This window comes from uncultured Salinicola sp. (assembly GCF_937921195.1).
Taxonomy (GTDB): Bacteria; Pseudomonadota; Gammaproteobacteria; order Pseudomonadales; family Halomonadaceae; genus Salinicola.
Genome location: NZ_CALFQK010000210.1, coordinates 34,288 through 55,655 on the forward strand (window position 1 = coordinate 34,288; position 21,368 = coordinate 55,655).

Here is a 21,368-nt window from a genome sequence, read left to right on the forward strand (position 1 = left end):
CGCTTGAAATTCGAGCCCAGCTATCAAAACCAGAGCCCATTTATCAAAACTAGCGCCCCACTATTGTCCAATGAGCTGAACATCGTTCAGCAGAATGTACAGTGGTATTCTGGAATCGTAAGCACGCCTTTGGTCGCGAGTGCAGGCCGGGCAACTGGTATAAGGGTTTGTACGAAAAGTCATCGAGCGAAGGCAAGACAAGGCAAAAATCGGCGAAAACGCGGAGTTTACGGGGTGTAAATGAGCATTTTGAGCCGATTTTTAACGCGGTATTGCCGAGCGCAGGTAGTTTTCGTACAAAGCCATGGGTTTGAGGCATCGATCACAATCTTGGAGGTAGCGCCATGAAAGCCCTGGTCATCCATGGAAAGCAGGACCTGCGCAGTCAGGAGTGGGAAACGCCCCTGCCACGCCAGGGCGAGGTGCGGGTGCGCATCGCCTGGGGCGGGATCTGCGGGTCGGACCTGCACTACTACCATGACGGCGCCAACGGGGCTTTCGTGGTGCGCGAGCCGTTGATCCCCGGCCACGAACTGTCGGGCACCGTCGATCTCGACCCCTCTGGGGAGCTGGCGCCGGGCACACCGGTCACCTTCCACCCCGCCACCTTCGGCGAATGCCGGCCGGGCCTCGAGGGGCAACCGCACCTGTGGCCGAACGGCGGCTACCTGGGTTCCGCCTCCACCACGCCGCACACCCAGGGCGGCATGAGCGAATACCTGGTGATGAAACGGGAGATGATCCGACTACTGCCGGAGGGCCTGCCGCTCAGGCGCGCCGCGCTGGCCGAACCGCTGGCGGTGGCGCTGCACGGCATCAACGTGGCCGGCGGTGTCGAGGGCAAGCGCGTGCTGGTCTGCGGCGCGGGGCCGATCGGGCTGCTGGTCGCAGCCGCGGCGCTGGCCAAGGGGGCACGCGAGGTCACGGTCACCGACCTCCACGAGGGGCCGCTGGAGCGGGCGCGGGCGCTGGGGGTGCACCACACGCTGCGCGTCGGCGAGCAGACGCCGGAGCCGGAATCCTACGATGTCGCCCTGGAGTGCTCCGGGGCGCCGGCCTCGATCGACGCCGCCATCCGGGCGGTACGCCGCGCCGGAGTGATCGCGCAGATCGGCATGATGGGTGCCGGCCCACAACCGCTGGAACTGGCGCTGCTGATCTCCAAGGAGATCCAGTTGCGGGGCTGCTTCCGGTTCAACGACGAGGTGGACGACGCCATCGCCCTGCTCGCCAGCGACGCGCGCTTCGACCAGGTCATCACTCACGAGTTGGAAGCCGACGACGCCGTCGAGGCGTTCACCATCGCCAAGGACGCCCAGGCCTCCGGCAAGGTCCTGATCCGGCTCTGGCCACGGGAGTGACGATGTCGTTCTGAACGAGCGCGACCTTGCGACCAACGGTCGACTGCCAGGCTTTGTCTGAAAAGTCGACGAGCGAAGGCCAGACAAGGCAAAAATCGGCGAAAGAAGGACCGGGCTGGCGCTCCAGTTTACGGGGTGTAAATGAGCATCTTGACCGGGCTGGCGCACCAGCCGATTTTTAACGCCGTATGGGCAAGCGCAGTACTTTTCAGACATGGCCTAGGTTTCGGTCACGTTCAAAATCGTCACCTAACCAATACGCCACTCCGGCTGCAGCTCTCGCCAATGGCGGCGCAACTGGCCCTTCTGCTCGGGCAACATCGGGCTCTGCGCCAGCAGATCGGGCCAACGCTCGCGCGCACGACCCAGCGTGTCATCCAGCACCACACGGATGGCCGGCCAGGGTGTGCCAATCGCGCGCGCCCAGGCCTCGAAATCGGCCCAGCCGATGCGGTACCAGCGCTTGTTGCCATGGAGATTGAGCGCCATCTCCTGCTCATCCGCGATCCAGGCCCGGGTGAACACGATGTCATAGGCGGGAGACAGCACGGGGTTGATACGATCCGGATACAGCAAGCTCCAGTTCTTCAAATGCGCATCGCCATTGGCAAGCAACACGTTCACCAGCAGCCGCCGGGCGAACTGCTGCACCGCCACCAGCCCATCCTGGGTATAGTCGCGCAACAACTTGCCCACCTGCTCATAATTGGCACCGCTGTACTTTTCGTGCGGATACTGGAACAGCACCTGCGCCATGTCTTCCGCATGCACGCGTGCCTCGCCATCCCTGTCGTAGCGTCTGATGGCATAGGCCCAAGGTTCCTGTGGCAGCGCGATGTCGGGCAACCCCTCCAGGGCGGAGAGATTCACCATTCTGATTTCGGGAATATCGACGCCGGCCGCCTGGGCCAGCGTCATCGCGGTAAACTCGTTGGCGGGCACGCCCCGGTGGCGAGTCGATGGGGTCTTGACGATCCAGTTTCCCAGCGCATCTTCATGCCCGAAGTGAAACCTTCCCTCACGTTCACGCATGGAAAACTTCATCTGCACACCAGCCAGCGAAAATCCGCGCGCAGGCGCGAGAGACCTCACGACGGGCGTGATGCTCGTGCGATGCACCAGCACGTGTTCAGGAACCTCGTCAGGCTGGACGGGCTCGGCCTCGATGGCACCGGGGAGATCGTGACCCAACTGTGCAAGCAGGGGAAATTCATTATCGGGATGAACCTTCAAACCCTGTGCCAGCCACTCCCTGAGGGCGCCTTCCGGCAGGAGGTTCGACAGCCACGGGTGTAGTCGCTGCTGGCGTATCCAGGGCGAGCCCAGCACGTGGGGCGCTCTCGGAGAGGCAGGGTGAGATGACAGCGTCAACGTCGGTCGATCCGGATCGCCGCGGAACGATTCGTCGAAAACCATGACGTTGCGTCCCCCCCGGTATCCCGCCAGATAACCCACGGGCCTCGATGACAGGCTGACTCGCAACACTGAAACCGATTCGGACGCCATCATGACTCCTCGTCCAACAATCCATGCCAGGGGTTCTCGTCCGCCGGCGGGTTAGCCTCATGGTCGGCCTCTTTCAATAGGCGCTGCACGGCCAGGCGTTTCTCCCGCGGGATCAGCATCAGCTCGGCATTGAGACCCTCCGCGACCAGTGAGAGCGTGTCCAGACGCGGGTTGCCCTCGCGCTCCAGGCGCTGGTACTGCTGACGCGTCATGCCAATACGCGCCTGCATGTCCTCCTGGGTCAGTCGAAGCTGTCGCCGTCGCTGAAGGATCTGTTCCAACACGGGCTTTCGATTCATACCTCGACCCCCTATTACCTCACCTCGCAAAAAGCATCATATAAGCTGCTTAACAATAAAAAAGCAACATATTGATTGCATGCATCCTCATACTACTCTTGCGCTCCCCTCTCAGCAAAAGCACGTTTTCGCCGCCCGGCCCTGGGCTGAAATCCGGCATCAGAATCGCTTGAGCTCAGTGCGACATATCGGCGAGAGACGGCAAGGCAAGGCAACGACCAGCGAAAGGAGACCGGGGGCGAAATAGCCGCCACTATCCAGCCGGGGCCGGCCGGCCGATTCTGAACCGTGGCGACTGCGTGGCACTCACAGCAAGGCGCGTTGCTGCTCCCAGGCCCAGGCGTGCCTGACGATGGTGTCGAGATCCGCATAGCGGGGACGCCACCCCAACGTCGCCTTGGCCGCGCCGGCATCCGCCACCAGTCTTGCCGGATCGCCCGCCCGGCGCGGGGCATCGGTGAACGGCACGCGGCGGCCGGTCACCCGCTCGACGCTGTCGAGGACTTCCTGGACGCTGAACCCGCTGCCGCTGCCCAGGTTGAATCGTGCCGTCGGCTTGCCCTCGAACAGATACTCCAGCGCCAGCAAGTGGGCGTCGGCGAGATCGCAGACGTGGATGTAGTCCCGGATACAGGTGCCATCTTCGGTGGGATAGTCGCGGCCGAACACCTGCAGCGCCGGCCGCAAGCCCATGGCCGCCTGGAGCGCCAGCGGCACCAGGTGGGTCTCGGGATCGTGGCGCTCTCCGATAGCGCCATCCGGGCTCGCGCCCGCCGCGTTGAAGTAGCGCAACGACACCGAACGCAGGCCATAGGCCTGCTCGAAATCCGCCAGCATACGCTCGATCATCAGCTTGCTGGCGCCGTAGGGATTGAGCGGCTGGGTGGGATGGGACTCATCGATCAGCGGCCGGCAAGGCTCGCCAAAGACCGCCGCCGTCGACGAGAACACCAGCGACCCGACATCGTGCTCGATCATCGCCTCGAGCAGGGTCAACGTCTTGGCGACGTTGGTTCGGTAATAGATCGCCGGGTTCCTGACCGACTCGCCGACCTCGATCAGCGACGCGAAATGAAGCACGCCATCGAAGGCATGCCGGTGAAACAGGTCGTCCAGCAGCGTACGGTCGCCGATATCGCCGACGCAGACCGGTGCCCCGCCGCTACCCTCCCGCCGACCGCTGGAGAGATCGTCCAGCACCACGACATCGTGCCCGGCACTTTGCAGGCTGGCGACCATATGCGAGCCGATGTAACCACAACCGCCCGTCACGAGTAGCTTTTTCATCAATCACTTTCTTGCCGGAGGAAATTCGACGTATCGGCAGCCGGCCGGCCCACGTGGCCAGTACCGCCGCATCCACAAACGATCAATATTACAACACTTTGACACCGCCCGTTCTGGGGCCCAGAAACGCAGAAAGCAACCCGAAGGTTGCTTTCCGAATGACAGCGGTGTGGCGAATCGAGAACTACAGTCGCCGTTGCTCGATCACATGCCAGGACGATTGGCCACCCTTGGCGGCGGCCTTCGCGTCTTCCTGGCGCCGCATGCGCTGCAGCACGCGGTACTGAAGCCGATTGAGGTAATCGAACCCCAGCCCCGGTAGCGGCAGGAAGGGATTGGTCCGGCTCATGCCCCACAGTGCCAGGCGAGAACTCCCCGGCTCGGCACTGCCCCGTGCATGAACACCGAAGGTATTGGCGATGAGCAGCGTATTGGCCTTGACCCGGAACGGCCGCGGGCCGCCCTCGCCCAACCTTTCGGCCTCTTCCTGGCTTACCCGGAACGAGCCACGAGCCGTGTAGCGATCCGCGTGCTCCCGGGCCCGCAGGCTCATCTGATACTCCCACTTCAACCGCTCACGGTGCGGCCGATTGGAGCCCGGCACGAACACGAACGGACCATTCTCGTCGGTCACGTCCTCCAGGTAGAGCCAGAACTTCATGGTGGGCTGGAAGGTATCGACGTGCAGGTTCTTCTGCGGGTCGCGCTCGGTCGCGCTATCTCGGCTACCGTTGTGAACGTTCTCGATATGGCAGATCGGCAAGCGGGCGTGGCCGGCGCAGTAGCGGAACAGCCGCTTCAACTTGGAGTCTTCCAGTACCGCCCTGACCGTCGGCAGCTGCTCGACCACCTCCGGCGCCAGCAGAATCCGGTGCGTATTGGTGTCGCCCTGGCAGCACTCGCGGATCTCGCCTTCGTAGGCGCCGATTTCTTGAATCAGCGCCTGGAACTGCGAGTCGGAGAGATAGTTCTCCTTGAGCACGTAGCCGAAACGCTGGAACTGCTGGCGATCCGCCTTGGGAACACCCGGCGCCAGCATCGCCATGCGCAGCCGGGACATCCAGTACGCCGTCCAGACCCGAGCGGCGTGCAGGCCGTAGCGATTCAGCCGCTCGCTGCCCAGCAGCGGGTTGGCCTTGAACGACTTGGCGCCGGTGAACAGCTCACCCAGCCAGATTGGATACTGAAAAACCCGTTTCATGACGGCTCTCCCCGCTTCATACCGCTATCCCGGCAAACCATTGCCAAGGGCTTTGCTATTACCAAGGGCCTTGTTATCACCAACGACTTTACTGCGCCATCGAATGCATGACTCGACTATAGCCCTCTACCGACCGAAACACATCGCCGTTGCCTTGCGCCTCGAGAATCCGATCTCCCAGATGGCGCAGCGCCCCCGCCCCACCGGGGACCGGCAGTACACCGGTGACGGCGCTGGCGATATAGTCCGGTGCATCGCTCACCGTGAAACTCAACCCGCACGCGCCAAACGCGGGCAGATCTATCGAGTCATCCCCGAGACACGCGGTCTCCTCGCGGGAAACGCCGGTCTGCTCCTGGAGGGCACGACAGGCGGCTGCCTTGTCCTTGACCCCGAACAGCACGTGCTCAATTCCCAGGTCGGCGGCACGCTTCCTCAATGTCGGGGAATCACGACCGGACAGTATGGCCACCTGCACGCCACACGCCATCAGCATCTTGATGCCCAAGCCATCGCGAACATGGAACGTCTTCGTCGTTTCCCCCGCTTCGGTGTAGTGCAAGCGACCGTCGGTCAGGATGCCATCGACATCGGTAATGACCAGGCGGACCTTGGCCAGCGGGTCGACAGGAACGCACTCCTGGCCCAGAAAATGGGCACGCACGCGTTCGAGACACTCAGGCGTATCGACGCCGGGCCCCGTCGGCTCGACCTCGACGGCACGGATCGTCATGCCCGCGTACAACAGCCGCAACTGTTCCAGCACTTCGGATCGCTCCAGCATCGGTGAGGCCAGACGACCGTAGCGCTCCAGGACATCGCGACGATAAGCGTAGACGCCGACGTGCTTCAGGAAACTCGCCTCGGCCGGCTCTCGCGGAAACGGAATCGGCGAGCGGCTGAAATAGAGCGCATCGCCGTTCTCCTTGAGCACCACCTTGACGCTGTTGGGACTCTGCGCCTCTTCATGGGAGATCGGATGGCAGAGCGTGCCGACATGAACGCCCGGCCCGACGTCCTGCATGGTCGCAGCCAACCGTTCGAGATCGTCGGAGCGAATCAGGGGCTCATCACCCTGCACGTTGATGTAGAGATCGGCCTCGACGTGATCCATCACCTCGACCAGACGGTCGGTGCCGGAAACATGGTCGGGAGAGGTCATGACCGCATTCCCGCCGAAGCCGGCAACGCAGTCCATCACCCGCTGATCGTCGGTAGCTACCCATACCGCGTCCACATTGCCCACGGCGCTGGCGCGCTCGTAGACATGTTGGATCATCGGCTTGCCGACGATATCGGCGAGAGGCTTGCCCGGCAGACGGCTGGAGCCGTAACGAGCGGGAATCACAATGACTGTTTTCATGAAGGACAACCGGTTCAGTCGATCTGGAGTTTGGGCAGTGACTTCACCGCATCGTCTATCGTCTTGATATGGGTGAGGAACGGCTCGAGCAGATGCAGCGGCAGCGCGCTCGGTCCATCGCACTTGGCGTTATCGGGATCGGGGTGCGCTTCCAGGAACAGGCCGGCCAACCCTGTCGCCATGCCAGCGCTGGCCAACTCGACGACCTGCTGTCGACGACCGCCGGATGCGGCGCCGCCCGGATCGCGCTGTTGCAGCGCGTGGGTCACGTCGAAGATGATCGGCAGATCGCCGGAAACCTTCTTCATGACACCGAAGCCCAGCATATCGACCACGAGGTTGTCGTAACCGAAGCATGTCCCCCGGTCGCACAGCATCAACTGCGAGTTACCCGCCTCGTTGAACTTCTCGACGATGTTCAGCATCTGTGCCGGGCTCAGGAACTGCGGCTTCTTGATATTGACCGGCTTGCCGGTCTTGGCCATGGCGACGACCAGATCCGTCTGTCGCGCCAGGAAGGCGGGCAACTGGATGATATCCGCCACTTCTGCCACGGGCGCAGCCTGCCAGGTTTCATGGACATCGGTAATGACGGGAACGCCGAATTCGGACTTGATGGCCTCGAATATCTTCAGTCCCTCTTCCATCCCCGGACCACGATAGGAATGAATGGAAGAGCGATTGGCCTTGTCGAAGCTCGCCTTGAACACATAGGGGATGGAGAGCTTGTTGGTGACCTCGACGTAATGCTCACAGGCCTTCAGCGCCATATCGCGAGACTCAAGAACATTGATACCGCCGAACAGGGTGAAGGGTGAATGGTTGCTCAACCCTTTCATGTCGAAAATATTACTCACTGGAGATTCCTATAAAGAAGAATTGCGCCATCGCCGGCTCGAACCACGATCGATCTATGCGTCGAAGCTTTTCACCACGCCCAGCGGCTCTTGCCCTTCGGCGACAATCAGCGATGTCAGCTTTCGTTCCCGCATCAACTGTTCGCAGTCGTACAGATTGGCATCGGGAGAGATCGTGACCGGCATTCTCCCCATGATGTCATTGGCGGTCAGATGCTCGGTTTGGCCTTGCTTCTCTATCGCACGACGCAGATCGCCATCGGTGACAACACCGACCATCTGTCCAGCGTCATCGACCACACAGACGATCCCTCTATGGCCCTCGCTGATTTCATGCACGACCTGTGCGAATGAAGCTTCCCGCGACAGCGAAGGAACCCGATGCATGACATCTTTTGCCAGCGTGAGAAGCTTGCGTCCCAAAGAACCGCCTGGATGAAAACGGGCGAAGTCGAGTGGCATGAAGGCGCGTCTGTTCATCAACGCCACTGCCAACGCATCCCCCATTACCAGGGTCGCAGTAGTCGACGTCGTAGGGGCCAGATTGTTGGGGCAGGATTCCCGCTCGACAGAAACGTTGAGATGGACATCGGCACTGGTGCCCAATGTCGAACTCTCATTGCCCGTGATAGCGACGCTACGAGCCTCTATATGACGAAGATAAGGTAATAGCTTGATCACCTCATCGGTCTCACCGCTGTATGAGATCAAGATCACGAGATCGTCGCTGCCAATCATCCCCAGGTCACCGTGATAGGCCTCTCCAGGATGAACGAAGAAACTCGGCGTACCGGTCGAAGCCAGCGTCGCAGCGATCTTGCGGCCAATGATCCCGGACTTCCCCATACCCGAGACGATCACCTTACCGGTGCAGCCGTAGATCAATTCCACGGCAGCCAAGAATTCATCATTTAGAGAGTGCCCGATGTCGCTCAGTGCACGGGATTGGTCTTCAAAAACTAAACGAGCCAGCTCAAGCGTTTCACGATTAACTAAACATGACTGCGTTGAGGAAATCGGGGCTTTCTCCATATCCATTACTACTCTCTGGTAAATTTATCACAAGAGTTTCACCAAGACCCAACAAAAGTTACTTCGCAGCTACAATAGCAATAAACACTATCTTAAGCGATCATCAAAACACAACCGGAAGAAACGGTCCATGGAGACAATACTAAACGAGACTCAGCCTAAAGAATTTGCTTTAACAATACCAGCAATAGCCGCGTAATAAATTGGCTTGTAGTGCTGAACATGTTTCGTTCTATATTTATCTTTTACATCCAAAGCATCAATTATTTTGACTGTATCAAAAGGCAACAACTCTCTTTTTATTGCTTCATTATAGTCTAAAGAACGCTGCTTTCTGATTTCATCTTGATACACATTATAGGGAAAGTTCAAGAAGAAAATCTTGGCTTGGGGAGCATTTTTCTGAATATATGAAATTACTTTTGCCATATATTTCGCGCCAAGAATAGGATCAAGAAGGTCATCAAAAAAATGGTATTGCTTTTGATTTTCCTTCAACGTCCTCATGTTGATAAAGTAGCCACCAATCTCTGGACTCACTGATGAGTAAACAAGCCTTGCTGATAAATCAATATAATTGTCCAACAAAAATATATCAGGATGTGAGTCAAAAACTTTAAAAAAAGGAATACCTCTTTTAAGCCTGTGACAACCAATAGTGTCGTAAAGCTGATTTTTAATTATATTGGTTGGTTTAATATCAGCATCATCATCAACATCATCCACGATGTCAAGAGCTGAAGACAAATGCTGATAATCACACTGCCCCCACTCATCATCTAAAAACCTCTTAACGAAGGCATCGGATCGGTTATGATATACGCTACATATCACTTCACCACCAAAAAGGCCAACGTACTGATTTGCTGTATATCTTGACAAACACGAACCAAAAGTTGCAATTTTCACGCCCCCTCCCCTCTAGCACTCAGCATTATAAAAACTCTTTTATAAAGAGCTACTATTTAGAAAAACGACCCGAGAATCTATCTCAGCCAGTTCTTCAAGCCGAACCAACTCTTCGGCATATCGCGAACTCCAAAAAGAACGATGAATTTTATCAAGATGTACGCTCTTCGGAAACTCATATGATACCGAAAAAGTTTTGCTCAAAAAATTCCTGAGCACCTTTTTTTCTTCTTTTGACAAAATTTTATTCCCAACGATGGCAAGTTCTTCTGCCACATGGGAATATGTTAAGTTCTCCGCCTTCGGAAGCTCCTTATCGATCAATTCTATCCCTATATAAGAAAACACCTTATCCAAAAGGTCATATTGTTTTTCTTTATAAAACTCATAAGGCCAAATCATCAAAAAATCATTATCGCGGAGATTTTTTAAGGTTTTTCGATACAATTCAAGCCATGAAAAACTTGAAGAATCTATCTCTTCGTAGAACTCCTTAAAGGAATAGCTTTTTCCATTCTTTAGTCCTTGGGCATAAGCAGACTCCATCCAAGCTGAATAGTCGCGAGGACAGTGAAGCAAATATAAATTTACGTCAGGGGGGAGGATTTTTATCAAATTAGCAGTGTATTCGGGCATCAATGCATAAGGAGTTCCTTCCCGAATCTCATCATACATTCCAAATATATCTTCACAAGACATTAATACTGTATCATTTCCTCTAAAGATCTCCTCAAAGAAAAGTTTTCCTTTAGCTTCAAGGCCATCACCACCGTTTCTTAACAGCGGCTTCACTCTAGACTTAACCCCTCTATGCCCAACGTACTTAAAATTTGGATAATCGTTAAGTTTAAAGTTTTTATTAAATAACCTCTGCATAGAGGTGGTGCCGGTTTTATGAGCACCTGCGTGTAAAAAAAGATTTTTCATACCCCCCCCCCTGACGACTAAAAGACAAAACATTCAAAAGGCTATTATTTGCCATGACATCGAGAAAACAAAAACATATAAAGCAAGAACTATTATCAGATAACCTTGCAGCCAATTTTTTGGCTCTGCACTCCACTAGATGTTAACGCTGGTCACGGAGCTCATCACTCCAGTACACCGGGCATTTAATAGGTTTGGCAGGAGTGCCGACGCAAAGTGAATGCTTAGGTAGTCTTCCATATACTGTAGATCTCGCCCCAACAATAGAGCCGGCACCAACATGCGCGCCTTTGAATACAAAAGTATCCTCTGCCAACCACACATCATCTTCAACAGTGATGTTGGCTGGAAAGTTAGTACGATGACCAGCGTCATCAAAGATAGAGTGAGAATCGGATGTTCTAAACCTCGCGTCAGCTACTAAGCATCCCTGACCTAATACAATACGTGTATTGTCCTCACCACAGTGAAACCGCGCTTGATTACTATTTACCTTAGTGCCGTCGCCTAATGAAATAAGACAATTATTTCTTACTATAAAAATGCCATTTATCTTACAGTTGTCAGAAAACTGTATTGTCGACCCAGAACCTTCAAAACGTATCAAAGCTTTTTTGACGCTACAGTTATTACCAAACACCAACTTATTCCCATCCCCTCCAACCAAACCAACTAACTTTATACTTTTATGTGAATTAGTAAGCTTAGGAATCCCTTCGATAGATAGCTCCTGATGCTCACTATAGGCACTTCGCTTCCCGAGATGTTCATTGAATATATAATCTATCGATTTATAGCTTCTCAAAATAGCACCTCAGGATTGATTCAGTTTTAGAGCGACAAACTCATCGACTAAAGTTTCAAGCGAACACGGCGCTTTCTTTTCTTTAGAGTAATAGCGAGAAAGATACACATAAGAATAATAAAATATATCTTCCACCGACCGCTTTTTGGCTCTTCTTTCTACTTTTATTTTATCAGTAGTAACTCCCCAGCCAGAATAGAAAGGCGCCCCGTAGCAAAACACCTTCTTGCCTGCCATTAAAGCTTCAAAACCCATCCCAGAAGTTACAACATAAACGTCATCAACAATATCAAATAATGCGTGTGGGTTGATATCATAGTCAACCAAGAAGATGTTAGGCATATGCTTTGAGAATGCTAATTTATCATTATTGTAATAACTTTTCTTGCCACCTTTTATAGCATCGGGATGTTGCTTGATAATAATATCCGCATCGGGATTATCTTCCATGGCTTCTGCTAACATTTGGTCGAATGCATGTTGCCCTGCCAGCCCAGAGGTCACTGATTGATCACCATACCGTTGGTCAACAAGCAGTATTTTCTTCTTGTTTCTAGTACCAATGGTAATAGGCACATCTGGCGCATGGTTGTATTTCGATATCCTACCAGTTACAATCTTATTTATTATTTTTTTGCAATTTGCTATTTTTTCAGCATCTATCTCAGTATCGTTATTTAACAGCAACTCTAAACGCGACGGTTTTTCAGCGTTATAATAGGATGTCCTATCGTCTAGTATAATAGAAAGCGTTGGCTCACCTGACAGCCCGATATCCATAGATCGGATAAATCCATCTTCGATAATTAAGATGGACTTTCCTAAAGAGCTAGCAACCTCACGCTGTTTCCTCTTTTCAGGTTTAGGGGTAATTCCCCACTGAACGAACAGATCGACTGAAACCAAAGTATCAATTGATTTAAGTCCAGCGCTGCTATCTACACGCTGCCGAGCGTTCAACATTGGCTGAACATACTTCTGAACACCTCCCCAAGTTTCAGCTGAGCTAGGAATTGCCATAACATCGACGACTTCGCCCTTTATAGCTCTTTCAATTCCGGTACCAAAAGGAACGATATTGTTACCATAAACAGCGTTATCAGTCAGAAATTCTCTTATCCTACAGCTAGCATTGCCATCAAATTCTCCAACACCAAACATTTTAGAAGCCCAGTCCATGCCGGATTCTGAAACTGAATATTTAGAATTTAATATATCACCAACGTAGCTTCTTAGTTCACTTATATTAGTTATAGACTTGATGCCTACGTTGGTCCATATTTGGTCAAAGTCAACATATTTCATCGAAAATGTAGGACGATCACATAGAACCGCCTCAAACAACATCGTGCTATTCACAGAAGTGACAATGTCCGAATGAAATATAGCTTCTTCAGGTTGGACAAAATAGCAACGAGAGTCGTCAACGCTGAAAAATTCTAAATCTTGAGCCTTATTCCTCAGATCAGCGCCTAAAATATCATCTTTTGATGGTGGTAACCGAACTATTAACTGAAGATCTTTTTCTGAACATATAGTGATGAGGTCTGAAATTGCCGCTCTCTGCGATTCCCTCGCAGTTTTCATATCCAATTGGGAATCAAGTGGCTGAGAAGCAAACAATACAATCTTTTTGGTTGCTTCAAGCCCAAACAAACGGCAGTATTGCTCCCTTGTTAGACTAGGGCTATATTTATGATAGGCATCAAATTTTGGCGCACCAACTCTGATAAATCTATTCTGAGGATATCCCCTTGACGTAAATATATCCTCTTGTAATTTCCCCCACCCTAGAACCACATCAGAAATCGGCATGGAGGCGAACGATTTAGGACACCAATAATATTTATCTTTATCAACAAAGACTGACTCATGGGGAATTAATATTTTCTTTATACCTAGCTCATCGCAAACACTGGCGATGATTCTCATTACCGGCGCCCAATCAAAGGTAAAAATAAATGCTGCGATATTATTTTTAATGGGTATCAGTTTTCTGGCAACCATCCTCCTGTACAGGAAAGGGTTTTCTCTAGCAAATTTCAATATTTCCCTGCGAAGCTGATAAGGGTTATCTCCTTTAACCAAATCGAAAGGAACTAAATTATAGCTATCGCCATCTATTTTTTTTATCAATGCATTTCCATGCTCTGCAATCCATGGCATATAAAGATACGTAGGCAAGCCTTTATTTATAACAGCTTGTATTTTTTCACTTGTGTAAGGATTAAACCAATCAGGCAATTCATCTTTTTCAACCACTTTGCTTTGAGAAGTGGGAGGCTGCGTGCTCTTTTTCTTCGCGCTTTGAGACTTAGGCTGATGACGCTCAGGGTATAATTTTTTCCCTAGGGCATCATAAAAAAACAATCTCGGCTTTTTGATCAACTTCGTCAATTTAGACATTTATAACTTCTCTTAACAATTTCTCAGAAGCGCTTTCAACAAAAGCGGAGCATTGACAATCTAAAAACAAACTTGCTATAGGAAAGTCAATGAAGATAAAACTTTCTGTGCCCAGCCATTTCAATCACGATGATCCTTAATTATCAAAACCAGCATATTAACAATTAGTGCTATAAATAGGGATATGACACCAAATACGATAATATTATATAACCGTTCCGGCTGCTCAGGATACTGTGGCATCGTCGGAGACTGCAGCGTAGAGAGCTGCTTCAGCTTACGCGCCGCCTCGACCTGGGTGCTTTGCAGTGCAGATAGCGCCCCGGAATAGCTCTCTTCCGCGAACTTGGCCTGCAGTTGCAGGCGTTGGTACTCGGAAGAGACCGAGTTCAGCGCATTGCCGGACTGGGCCGCCAAGCGTTGCTTCTCCTTCTCGATCTGATCTTCCAGGGCTGCGATCTGACTGTTGATACGCACGATCTCTGGAGAACTGGCACTCTGGAAGCTGCTCAACGCTGTCTTCTGCGCCTTGTAGCTCGCCAATTGGCCTTCCAGCGTCGAAACGACACCACTCAGGCTTTCGACCGTACCCGTTGGAGATACCAACCCGTTCTCATTCTGGTACTCGACCAGCGCCTGGCGAGTCTGCTCGAAGGCCGATTGGAGCTGATCGACTTGCTGCTGTAAAAACTTGACCTGCTCTTCCGCCAAGCGCCGACCCATATCGTTCATGTGCTGCTCACCACGCTCGAGCAGCAAGTTGGCGATCAGGTGCGCTTCTTTCGGATTGAATGCCTCGACATCGATACGCAGTACGCCAGCATATTCGTCCAGCTCCACCGAGACGCGCTTGAGATAATAATCGTGTAGTTCCTCCAACGGAGCATCTTCATTGCTGAGCCGGGTGAAGAAGTCGCCGCCACCGTGAGCGTAATGTTCACGGAAATTGGCGTTCTCTACCAGATACTGGAGCATGTCTACCGAACGCAGGTAATCCCTGAGCAGCAGCATATCAGCGTTGTTGGCGCCCCCGCCGCCGGAGAGCAGGCTGCTGAAGCTCAATTCCGGAGAGGCGAGCTGAGGGCTCTCCAGCACCACATGCGCATGCGAGACGTAGCGATCGCTGGCCCAGACCGCCCAGTAAAAGCTGACGAGTACGATGGCCACCACGCAGATGATCCAATGAAGATGCCGCATTAATTTTTGACTGACTGAAGAATTCATCAAGCTCACTTCTTTCATTCCGCTCTCGGCGTCTGCGTAGTTAAGGTGGACACCTGCTTGTGCTGTTTCAATACTTTGAATCGCTTCCTGGCCTGCTGGTACCTGCGACGAAGATACTGTTTCTCTTCCTGCAAGCTAGCCATCTCCATTTCATCCGTCGTCGTTTCTAGGCGATAATTAGTAATAATCTGCTGTTTATGCAGTTCATTCATTTCACGTTTGAGGGAGCGAAGCTTAGCTTTAAGGCTATCGGTATCGAGTTGCTCTACCGGTACATCCTCTTCATCGTCCTCATCCGCGACATCGGTAATCACCTTAGTCGTTTGGTGATAAGCTTCGATCGCATCGCCAATATGATCGAACCAGTGCGCCTGTCCTTGATCAATGAAGATGCCTGCTTCGCACATTTGTTTTAGCGTACCCTCGCCGTGGGATACCATAATCAGGCTGGCGTGATCCACCCGCTGCTGGAACGCTTCCCTGGCCTTGGCCTTGAAAGCTCGGTCACCAACGGCAGTCGCCTCGTCCGAGATATAGATATCGAAATCGAACGCTAGCGAGAGACCGAAGGCGAGGCGCGCCCGCATGCCCGATGAGTAGGTATTGACCGGGTCATCGAAGGCTTTGCCGATCTCTGCGAAGTCCTGCACTTCCTGAATCAACTGGTGAAGGCTCTTCTTGATGCCATGCACGCGGGCCACGAACTTGACGTTCTGCCGGCCAGTCATGGTTCCTTTGAACCCACCGGCTAGGCCGATCGGCCAGGATACGCGTCCCTTGCGGATCACCCTGCCGCGATCCGGCGCATCCATACCCCCGATCAGGCGTAGCAAAGTCGACTTGCCCGCGCCATTGCGGCCGACAACACCGACACTGACACCATCAGGGATGGTAAGATTGATATCCTTTAATACCCAGCCGCCGCCATAAGGCCCGTGGTAGCGCTTGTATAGGTTCTGGATTTCGATCATATGGTCACCTTGCCTTCAAGCGCGAGGCAAAACGCACGTGCATGACCAGGCCCAAAGTCAAGGTCGACAGCGCCCAGAACCAAAGGTAAGTCATATCAATACCCGGTATCGAATGATAGTTATCAAAAAAACTTAATCTCATACTTTCTAACCCGTGAACGATTGGGTTCCACAGTAGATACTGTTGATATTGGGCGGGTACATAAGTGACCGGAAAAATAACGCCGGAGATAAGCAGAAGTGGCATTGTAATAATTTTCACTACCCGTCCGACTTCAGGTACAAGACCCGAAGCTACAGATAGTAAAACGCCAAGACCGACTCCCAGCATCCAAAGCGACGTCCAATCCATCATTACGCCGAACGCATGATCCGGTATTAGATTGATCTTCAGCAGTGAGCCAATGAGTATGAAAAGCAGGAAGATAAAGCTGCGAATCATCCCCTCGACGAAGCAGCGAATCAAAACGGGGTCTACAGGTAGTATCTGGCGATAGGTGAACAAGCCACGATTGGCTTCAACAGCCCCCATCGGTCGAGTCATCGCCTCCCGGAAAAGATAGAAGCCCATCAATCCCACAATCATCCAAGGAATAAACTCCGCGCCGGTAATGCTTCGGCCTCCGCGTATATAAGCCCTAAAAAAAATCATAACTGCGATGGTGGCAATGGGTTCGAAGACCATCCAGAACCAGGCCATGCGATCCGCCATGGTTCTGGCAATCATCTCGCGCAGGTACATCGCCGCCCAGACATCCCAGGTGACTCGCAGGGGATGACGAGTGGAATCCGGAATCTGTTCCGTATTGGTTGCCATTTAACGATCCTGCGCCCGCCGACATGTTGTCGCGCGGGCGCTCATGCAGTACTTGAAGAAAGGCTTAGAGGTCCAGCGCGACCTTGGTCGCCACGGCTACCTGATAAAGAATCTGCGTGATGCTGGTCGCCAGCTCGATGTTGCTGGTCGGCGCGGCCGGCAGCACCATGATCTCGTCACCGGCGCGAACGTCTGTGTCGCCGGCATGGATGACCGCGCCGTTGCGATGCACCACCAGCACCTGGTCGTCATCCGCGCGAGGCGTGAAGCCACCGGCCTGGCGAATGTAGTCCTCGGCGCTCATGCCGGGGGTGTAGACCATGGCCTGGGGAATCGTCACTTCGCCGCTCAGCAGCACGGAATCCGAGCTTTCCGGAATGGTGACCACGTCGCCATCCTGCAGGCGGATATCGGCGATGCTGTCGCCACGGGCAACGACCAACCGGCCGGTGGGTTCGGTCTGGCGTGCCTTCTGCACGAAGCGTTCGATCAGCTCGGCCTGGCGTACCTGGATCTCGCCTTCGCCGGTCGTCCGCGCCGGGTAGCCGAGGTAGGTCTGCTCGAGCCGGTCCAGGCTTTCGTTGAGCGACTCTTCCTGCTGTTCGGCGACGCTCTGACGGCGAATGGAGACATCCTGGTAACTGGTCATGCTCTTGGGCACGCTGATCGCGTTGAGGAACTCGCCCAAGTGGGCGTCACGCGGCAGCACGTAGCGCGAAGGGCCGTAGTAGCTGCCTTCGACCTGCACCACGATGTTCTCGCTGCGCTGGTCGGCGCTGAACAGCACTTCATCGCCGCGCCGTACGTTGGCGGTGCGGAACTCGTTGAGCGTCAGGTAGCGCGCCAGGGGGCCGTCGGGGCGGTCACCGCGCAGCAACACGTGGGTCACGCCGGAACGCAGGCGTGCCAGGTTGGTCACGTCGCCGCCGGTGAGGGTCTCCCCTGCCAGCTCGTAGCGGAATGGGCGCTCGACGTCGCCCACCACTGCCACGGCCGGGCCGCGCTCTTCGACCACGATGGTGTCGCCATCGCGGAACTGAGTCTGCGGCATGTTGCCGTTGATCAGGAAGTCGTAGAGATCGATGGTGTCGACGGTACGGCCGCCGCGCTTGATCGCGATCTGACGGTAGCTGCCCAGGGCCTGGTCGATGCCGCCGGCCTGGTCGAGGAAGTAGAGCATCGAATCGCTGGGCGTACCGGAGTAGCGGCCGGGGTTCTTGACATAGCCGGTCACGAAGACACCCACCGGCTGCACGCCTTGCAGGTTGGTATAGACCTGGACGTTTTCCGGGTAGACCGACTTGATCGCCGCGGTGACGCGGGCGTTGAGCTCGCTATTGGAGGTGCCCTGCACGTTGAGCGGTCCGATCCCCGGCAGGAAGATGTTGCCCTGGGAGTCCACCGTCAGCACGCTCTGCATCTCGGTGCCGCCCCAGACGCGCAGGTTGATCTGGTCGCCCGGCTTGATGGTATAGGCGGGGTTCAGGCCATCCGCCATCACCCCACGGAACCCGCCGGTGAATAGATTGGCCCCGAACGGCGGTAGCGTGTTGGGGTCGACCTTCTCCTGCTGGCTTGGGTCGACGGGGCCGTAGTTCGAGCTGTTCCAGTTGGCGCGGGGCTGATCGTCGACGGCTTGCTGCTGGGCCTGCTGCTGACCGTTGGCCCCGGGGGCCTGAGAGGTCATCGACTGGGCTTGCTGGTCCTGCGGCACGATACTGCCGGAACCGAAGGATTGCGCGTGCGCCATACCGACGTTCAGGCACGCTACCGCCACCAGGCACCCGGCCCGGAAAAACGACGCTGCATGTTTCATGCAAGACTTCCTGTTGTGTTCACACGGCTCGAGGCCTGCTTTCAAGCGGTTCGAAGTTCGATCCGGCGGTTCGAGGAACGACCCGGCTGATCGAAAAACGATACACGTGGAGGCAGGCACCAAAGCAGGGGATTTTTGTTACCGAGTGCTGGGGCCTGCCAACACCTGCGTGACCAGACGCTGGGTATACCAGCCGTTGTCCTTCACGAGACACGCCACTTGCGCGCGCTGGGCATTTTGGGGCGCGCCCTGCCTGGCGACGTCCAGATGCGCGCAGAGACGGCCGCTAGCGGCGAAGTAGCGTTCCTGGACGATAACGGAGACATTGGAGCCCCACGGGCTCTTGGGAAAAGCGGAGATGCTGCCAGGCGTGGCGTTGTCGAGAAAGCTGGAGATCTCGGGGCCCAGGGCCGCGGCGCCCTGCATGGTGCCGACATTGTTGCCGCCGTAGTGGCCCTGCGATGCGCAGCCCGCGAAGGTCACGGCCAGAGCCCCCACCGCTAACCACCTTCCGAAGCGGCTGCAGCCGGCGGAAACCCCGTTGAAAACGTTTGGCATGTTGTCTGTTTAACCTGATGGACGAAAACACTGAAAAACCGGCGAAGCAGCCACCCCCTCGGCAGTCACTTCCGGTGGATCGGCCTGCTGTCGCGGAACACGCCGGCGATCAGTGTGGTCTCAGGAAACTAACCTGCAGCACCATCCCTGATGCGGTCGTGAAGCGAACTGAAGCAGGCCCAATCCATAGCCTAATAACCCCACGATTGTATGGTGCCAGCAAGGGCTTGCCTACAACCAAAACGGTGCATCTCTAGGCTGGGGCGTATCGCGAGCGTTACGTTACGTAACCATTAGGGCATGAGAGTCTTCAGCCATCCATGGCAAAAGGCTTACACGTCAACGGTTAAGGCCCGCTCCAAACGAGTCGGAGGGGCCTGTTATCGAATGCAAGATGGCGTTGAAGGAATGGACGCTAGCCGATGACGTTCAGCCGCTTGAGATTGCTGATCAGCGTTTTCGCGACCTCTTCCATGGAGAGCTCGCCGGCGTCGATGACGATGTCCGGGTTCTTCGGCGGCTCGTAGGGCGAGCTGATACCGGTGAAGTCGTCGATCTCGCCGGCCCGCGCCTTGCGATAGAGCCCCTTGGGATCGCGCTCTTCGCACACATCCAGCGAGGTGTTGACGAAGACCTCGATGAACTCGCCGCTGTCGACCATGTCGCGCACCAGGTCCCGGTCGCGCTGGAACGGTGAGATGAACGAGACCAGCGTGATCATGCCGGCATCGACCATCAGCTTGGCCACCTCGCCCACCCGGCGAATGTTCTCCTGGCGGTGATCGTCGCTGAAGCCCAGGTCGCCGCACAGCCCGTGGCGCACGTTGTCGCCATCCAGCAGATAGGTGCTGTAGCCCATGCCGAACAGCTGGCGTTCGAGCGCGTTGGCGGAAGTCGATTTCCCCGCGCCGGAGAGCCCGGTGAACCAGATGATGCACGGCTTCTGGTGGTTGCGTTCGGCCCGGCGCTGCTTGGTCACCGCCATGTCGTGCCAGACGATGTTGCTGGCGCTGAGCGTGTCGACCACCATGCCGGCGCCGACGGTGACGTTGGTCATCCGGTCGATGATGATGAAGTTGCCGGAGTGCGGCGAGCGCACATAGGGGTCCAGCGCCAGCGGCTGCTTAACCTCGATCTGGCAGCGCGCGATGCCGTTGAGGGGGAGATTCTTCGCCGGATGGCGCTCCAGCGTGTTGACGTCGGTCTGGTGGATGATCCGCGCCACGCGGCCGCTGACCACGCTGGTGCCGGCCTTGAGCTCGTACTCGCGCCCGACTTCCAGCGGCGTGTCGTGCATCCAGACGATGTCCGCCGTGAACGCCGTGGTCGGCTCCAGCTTGCTATCCGCCGTCACCAGCATGTCGCCACGGGAGATATCGATCTCGTCCTTCAGCGTCACGGTGATCGCCTGGCCGGGGTAAGCGGCTTCCAGCTCGCCATCGTAGGTGATCAGGCTCTCCACGCTGGAAGTCTTGCCGGAGCCGAGCACGCGGATGGCGTCGCCCGGGCGGAGGATGCCGGCGGCCAGCGTGCCGCAGTAGCCACGGAAGTTGAGGTTGGGTCGGTTGACGTACTGCACCGGGAAGCGCAGGTCCTCGAGGTTGCTGTCGTGCTTGACGTCGATGCGCTCCAGCAGCTTGAGCAACGGCTCGCCGCCGCCGGTGTGTTTTTCATCACGTGCGTACCAGCCCATGTTCTCGCTGGGGTTGACGACGTTGTCGCCCTCCAGCGCCGAGATAGGCACGAAGTAGAGGTTGGCGTCGTTGAGGTTGCTCGAGAAGCGCTGATAGTCGGCGACGATCTCGTCGTACCGCGCCTGGGAGTAGTCGACCAGGTCCATCTTGTTGATGGCGACGATCAGGTGGCGAATGCCCAGCAGCGAACAGATATAGCTGTGGCGCCGGGTCTGGGTCTGGATGCCGTGACGGGCATCGATCAGGATGATCGCCAGGCTCGCCGTCGAGGCGCCGGTGGCCATGTTGCGGGTGTACTGCTCGTGGCCCGGGGTATCGGCGATGATGAACTTGCG

At 55.2% G+C, this 21,368-nt stretch carries 18 protein-coding genes; 1 reads left to right on the forward strand and 17 read right to left on the reverse strand.

Annotated features, from left to right (window positions below):
- Positions 1-344 precede the first annotated feature (344 nt).
- Complete coding sequence (locus Q0602_RS24570) at positions 345-1,361, forward strand: L-idonate 5-dehydrogenase (protein ID WP_298848820.1); 1,017 nt, start codon at positions 345-347, stop codon at positions 1,359-1,361.
- Between the two features lie 249 nt (positions 1,362-1,610).
- Here Q0602_RS24570 and Q0602_RS24575 read toward each other — a convergent pair whose 3' ends face one another.
- The 17 genes from Q0602_RS24575 to cysC all read right to left on the reverse strand — a co-directional run.
- Entirely contained in the window at positions 1,611-2,870 is a 1,260-nt protein-coding gene (locus Q0602_RS24575) for a type II toxin-antitoxin system HipA family toxin (protein WP_298848822.1), read from the reverse strand.
- Complete coding sequence (locus Q0602_RS24580) at positions 2,867-3,151, reverse strand: helix-turn-helix transcriptional regulator (RefSeq protein ID WP_298848824.1); 285 nt, start codon at positions 3,149-3,151, stop codon at positions 2,867-2,869. Before Q0602_RS24580 ends, Q0602_RS24575 begins: the two co-directional genes overlap by 4 nt.
- Before the next feature lie 321 nt (positions 3,152-3,472).
- Positions 3,473-4,453: a UDP-glucose 4-epimerase GalE gene (gene galE / locus Q0602_RS24585; RefSeq protein WP_295038279.1), complete on the reverse strand. Its 981-nt coding sequence runs from the start codon at positions 4,451-4,453 to the stop codon at positions 3,473-3,475.
- A 184-nt stretch (positions 4,454-4,637) separates the two neighbouring features.
- A complete protein-coding gene (locus Q0602_RS24590; RefSeq protein ID WP_298848826.1) occupies positions 4,638-5,654 on the reverse strand; it encodes a phytanoyl-CoA dioxygenase family protein in 1,017 nt (338 codons plus the stop codon).
- An 88-nt stretch (positions 5,655-5,742) separates the two neighbouring features.
- Entirely contained in the window at positions 5,743-7,017 is a 1,275-nt protein-coding gene (kdsB, locus tag Q0602_RS24595; protein ID WP_298848828.1) for a 3-deoxy-manno-octulosonate cytidylyltransferase, read from the reverse strand.
- A 14-nt stretch (positions 7,018-7,031) separates the two neighbouring features.
- Positions 7,032-7,856, reverse strand: coding sequence for a 3-deoxy-8-phosphooctulonate synthase (kdsA, locus tag Q0602_RS24600; RefSeq protein WP_298848852.1), 825 nt, complete (start codon positions 7,854-7,856; stop codon positions 7,032-7,034).
- 72 nt (positions 7,857-7,928) lie between these two features.
- Positions 7,929-8,912: an SIS domain-containing protein gene (locus Q0602_RS24605; protein WP_298848829.1), complete on the reverse strand. Its 984-nt coding sequence runs from the start codon at positions 8,910-8,912 to the stop codon at positions 7,929-7,931.
- Positions 8,913-9,059: 147 nt separating this feature from the next.
- A complete protein-coding gene (locus Q0602_RS24610; RefSeq protein ID WP_298848831.1) occupies positions 9,060-9,815 on the reverse strand; it encodes a hypothetical protein in 756 nt (251 codons plus the stop codon).
- Positions 9,816-9,854: 39 nt separating this feature from the next.
- Positions 9,855-10,742, reverse strand: a complete 888-nt coding sequence (locus tag Q0602_RS24615; protein ID WP_298848833.1) for a hypothetical protein — start codon at positions 10,740-10,742, stop codon at positions 9,855-9,857.
- A gap of 142 nt (positions 10,743-10,884) precedes the next feature.
- Positions 10,885-11,547 (reverse strand): hypothetical protein, encoded by a 663-nt coding sequence (locus Q0602_RS24620; RefSeq protein ID WP_298848835.1) that lies wholly within the window; start codon positions 11,545-11,547, stop codon positions 10,885-10,887.
- Positions 11,548-11,556: 9 nt separating this feature from the next.
- Positions 11,557-13,953 carry a hypothetical protein gene (locus Q0602_RS24625; RefSeq protein ID WP_298848837.1) on the reverse strand — a complete coding sequence of 799 codons (2,397 nt, stop codon included), beginning with the start codon at positions 13,951-13,953 and terminating at the stop codon, positions 11,557-11,559.
- Between the two features lie 120 nt (positions 13,954-14,073).
- Positions 14,074-15,195 (reverse strand): chain-length determining protein, encoded by a 1,122-nt coding sequence (locus tag Q0602_RS24630; RefSeq protein WP_298848839.1) that lies wholly within the window; start codon positions 15,193-15,195, stop codon positions 14,074-14,076.
- Positions 15,192-16,148: an ABC transporter ATP-binding protein gene (locus Q0602_RS24635; protein ID WP_298848841.1), complete on the reverse strand. Its 957-nt coding sequence runs from the start codon at positions 16,146-16,148 to the stop codon at positions 15,192-15,194. The genes Q0602_RS24630 and Q0602_RS24635 overlap by 4 nt, the downstream gene beginning before the upstream one ends.
- Positions 16,149-16,152: 4 nt before the next feature.
- Positions 16,153-16,965, reverse strand: coding sequence for an ABC transporter permease (locus tag Q0602_RS24640; protein ID WP_298848842.1), 813 nt, complete (start codon positions 16,963-16,965; stop codon positions 16,153-16,155).
- Between the two features lie 64 nt (positions 16,966-17,029).
- Positions 17,030-18,781 (reverse strand): polysaccharide biosynthesis/export family protein, encoded by a 1,752-nt coding sequence (locus Q0602_RS24645; protein WP_298848844.1) that lies wholly within the window; start codon positions 18,779-18,781, stop codon positions 17,030-17,032.
- Between the two features lie 138 nt (positions 18,782-18,919).
- Positions 18,920-19,339: a DVU3141 family protein gene (locus tag Q0602_RS24650; protein ID WP_298848845.1), complete on the reverse strand. Its 420-nt coding sequence runs from the start codon at positions 19,337-19,339 to the stop codon at positions 18,920-18,922.
- A gap of 415 nt (positions 19,340-19,754) precedes the next feature.
- Positions 19,755-21,368, reverse strand: a 1,614-nt coding sequence (gene cysC / locus Q0602_RS24655) for an adenylyl-sulfate kinase (RefSeq protein WP_298848847.1), incomplete at its 5' end; no start/stop codon positions are given.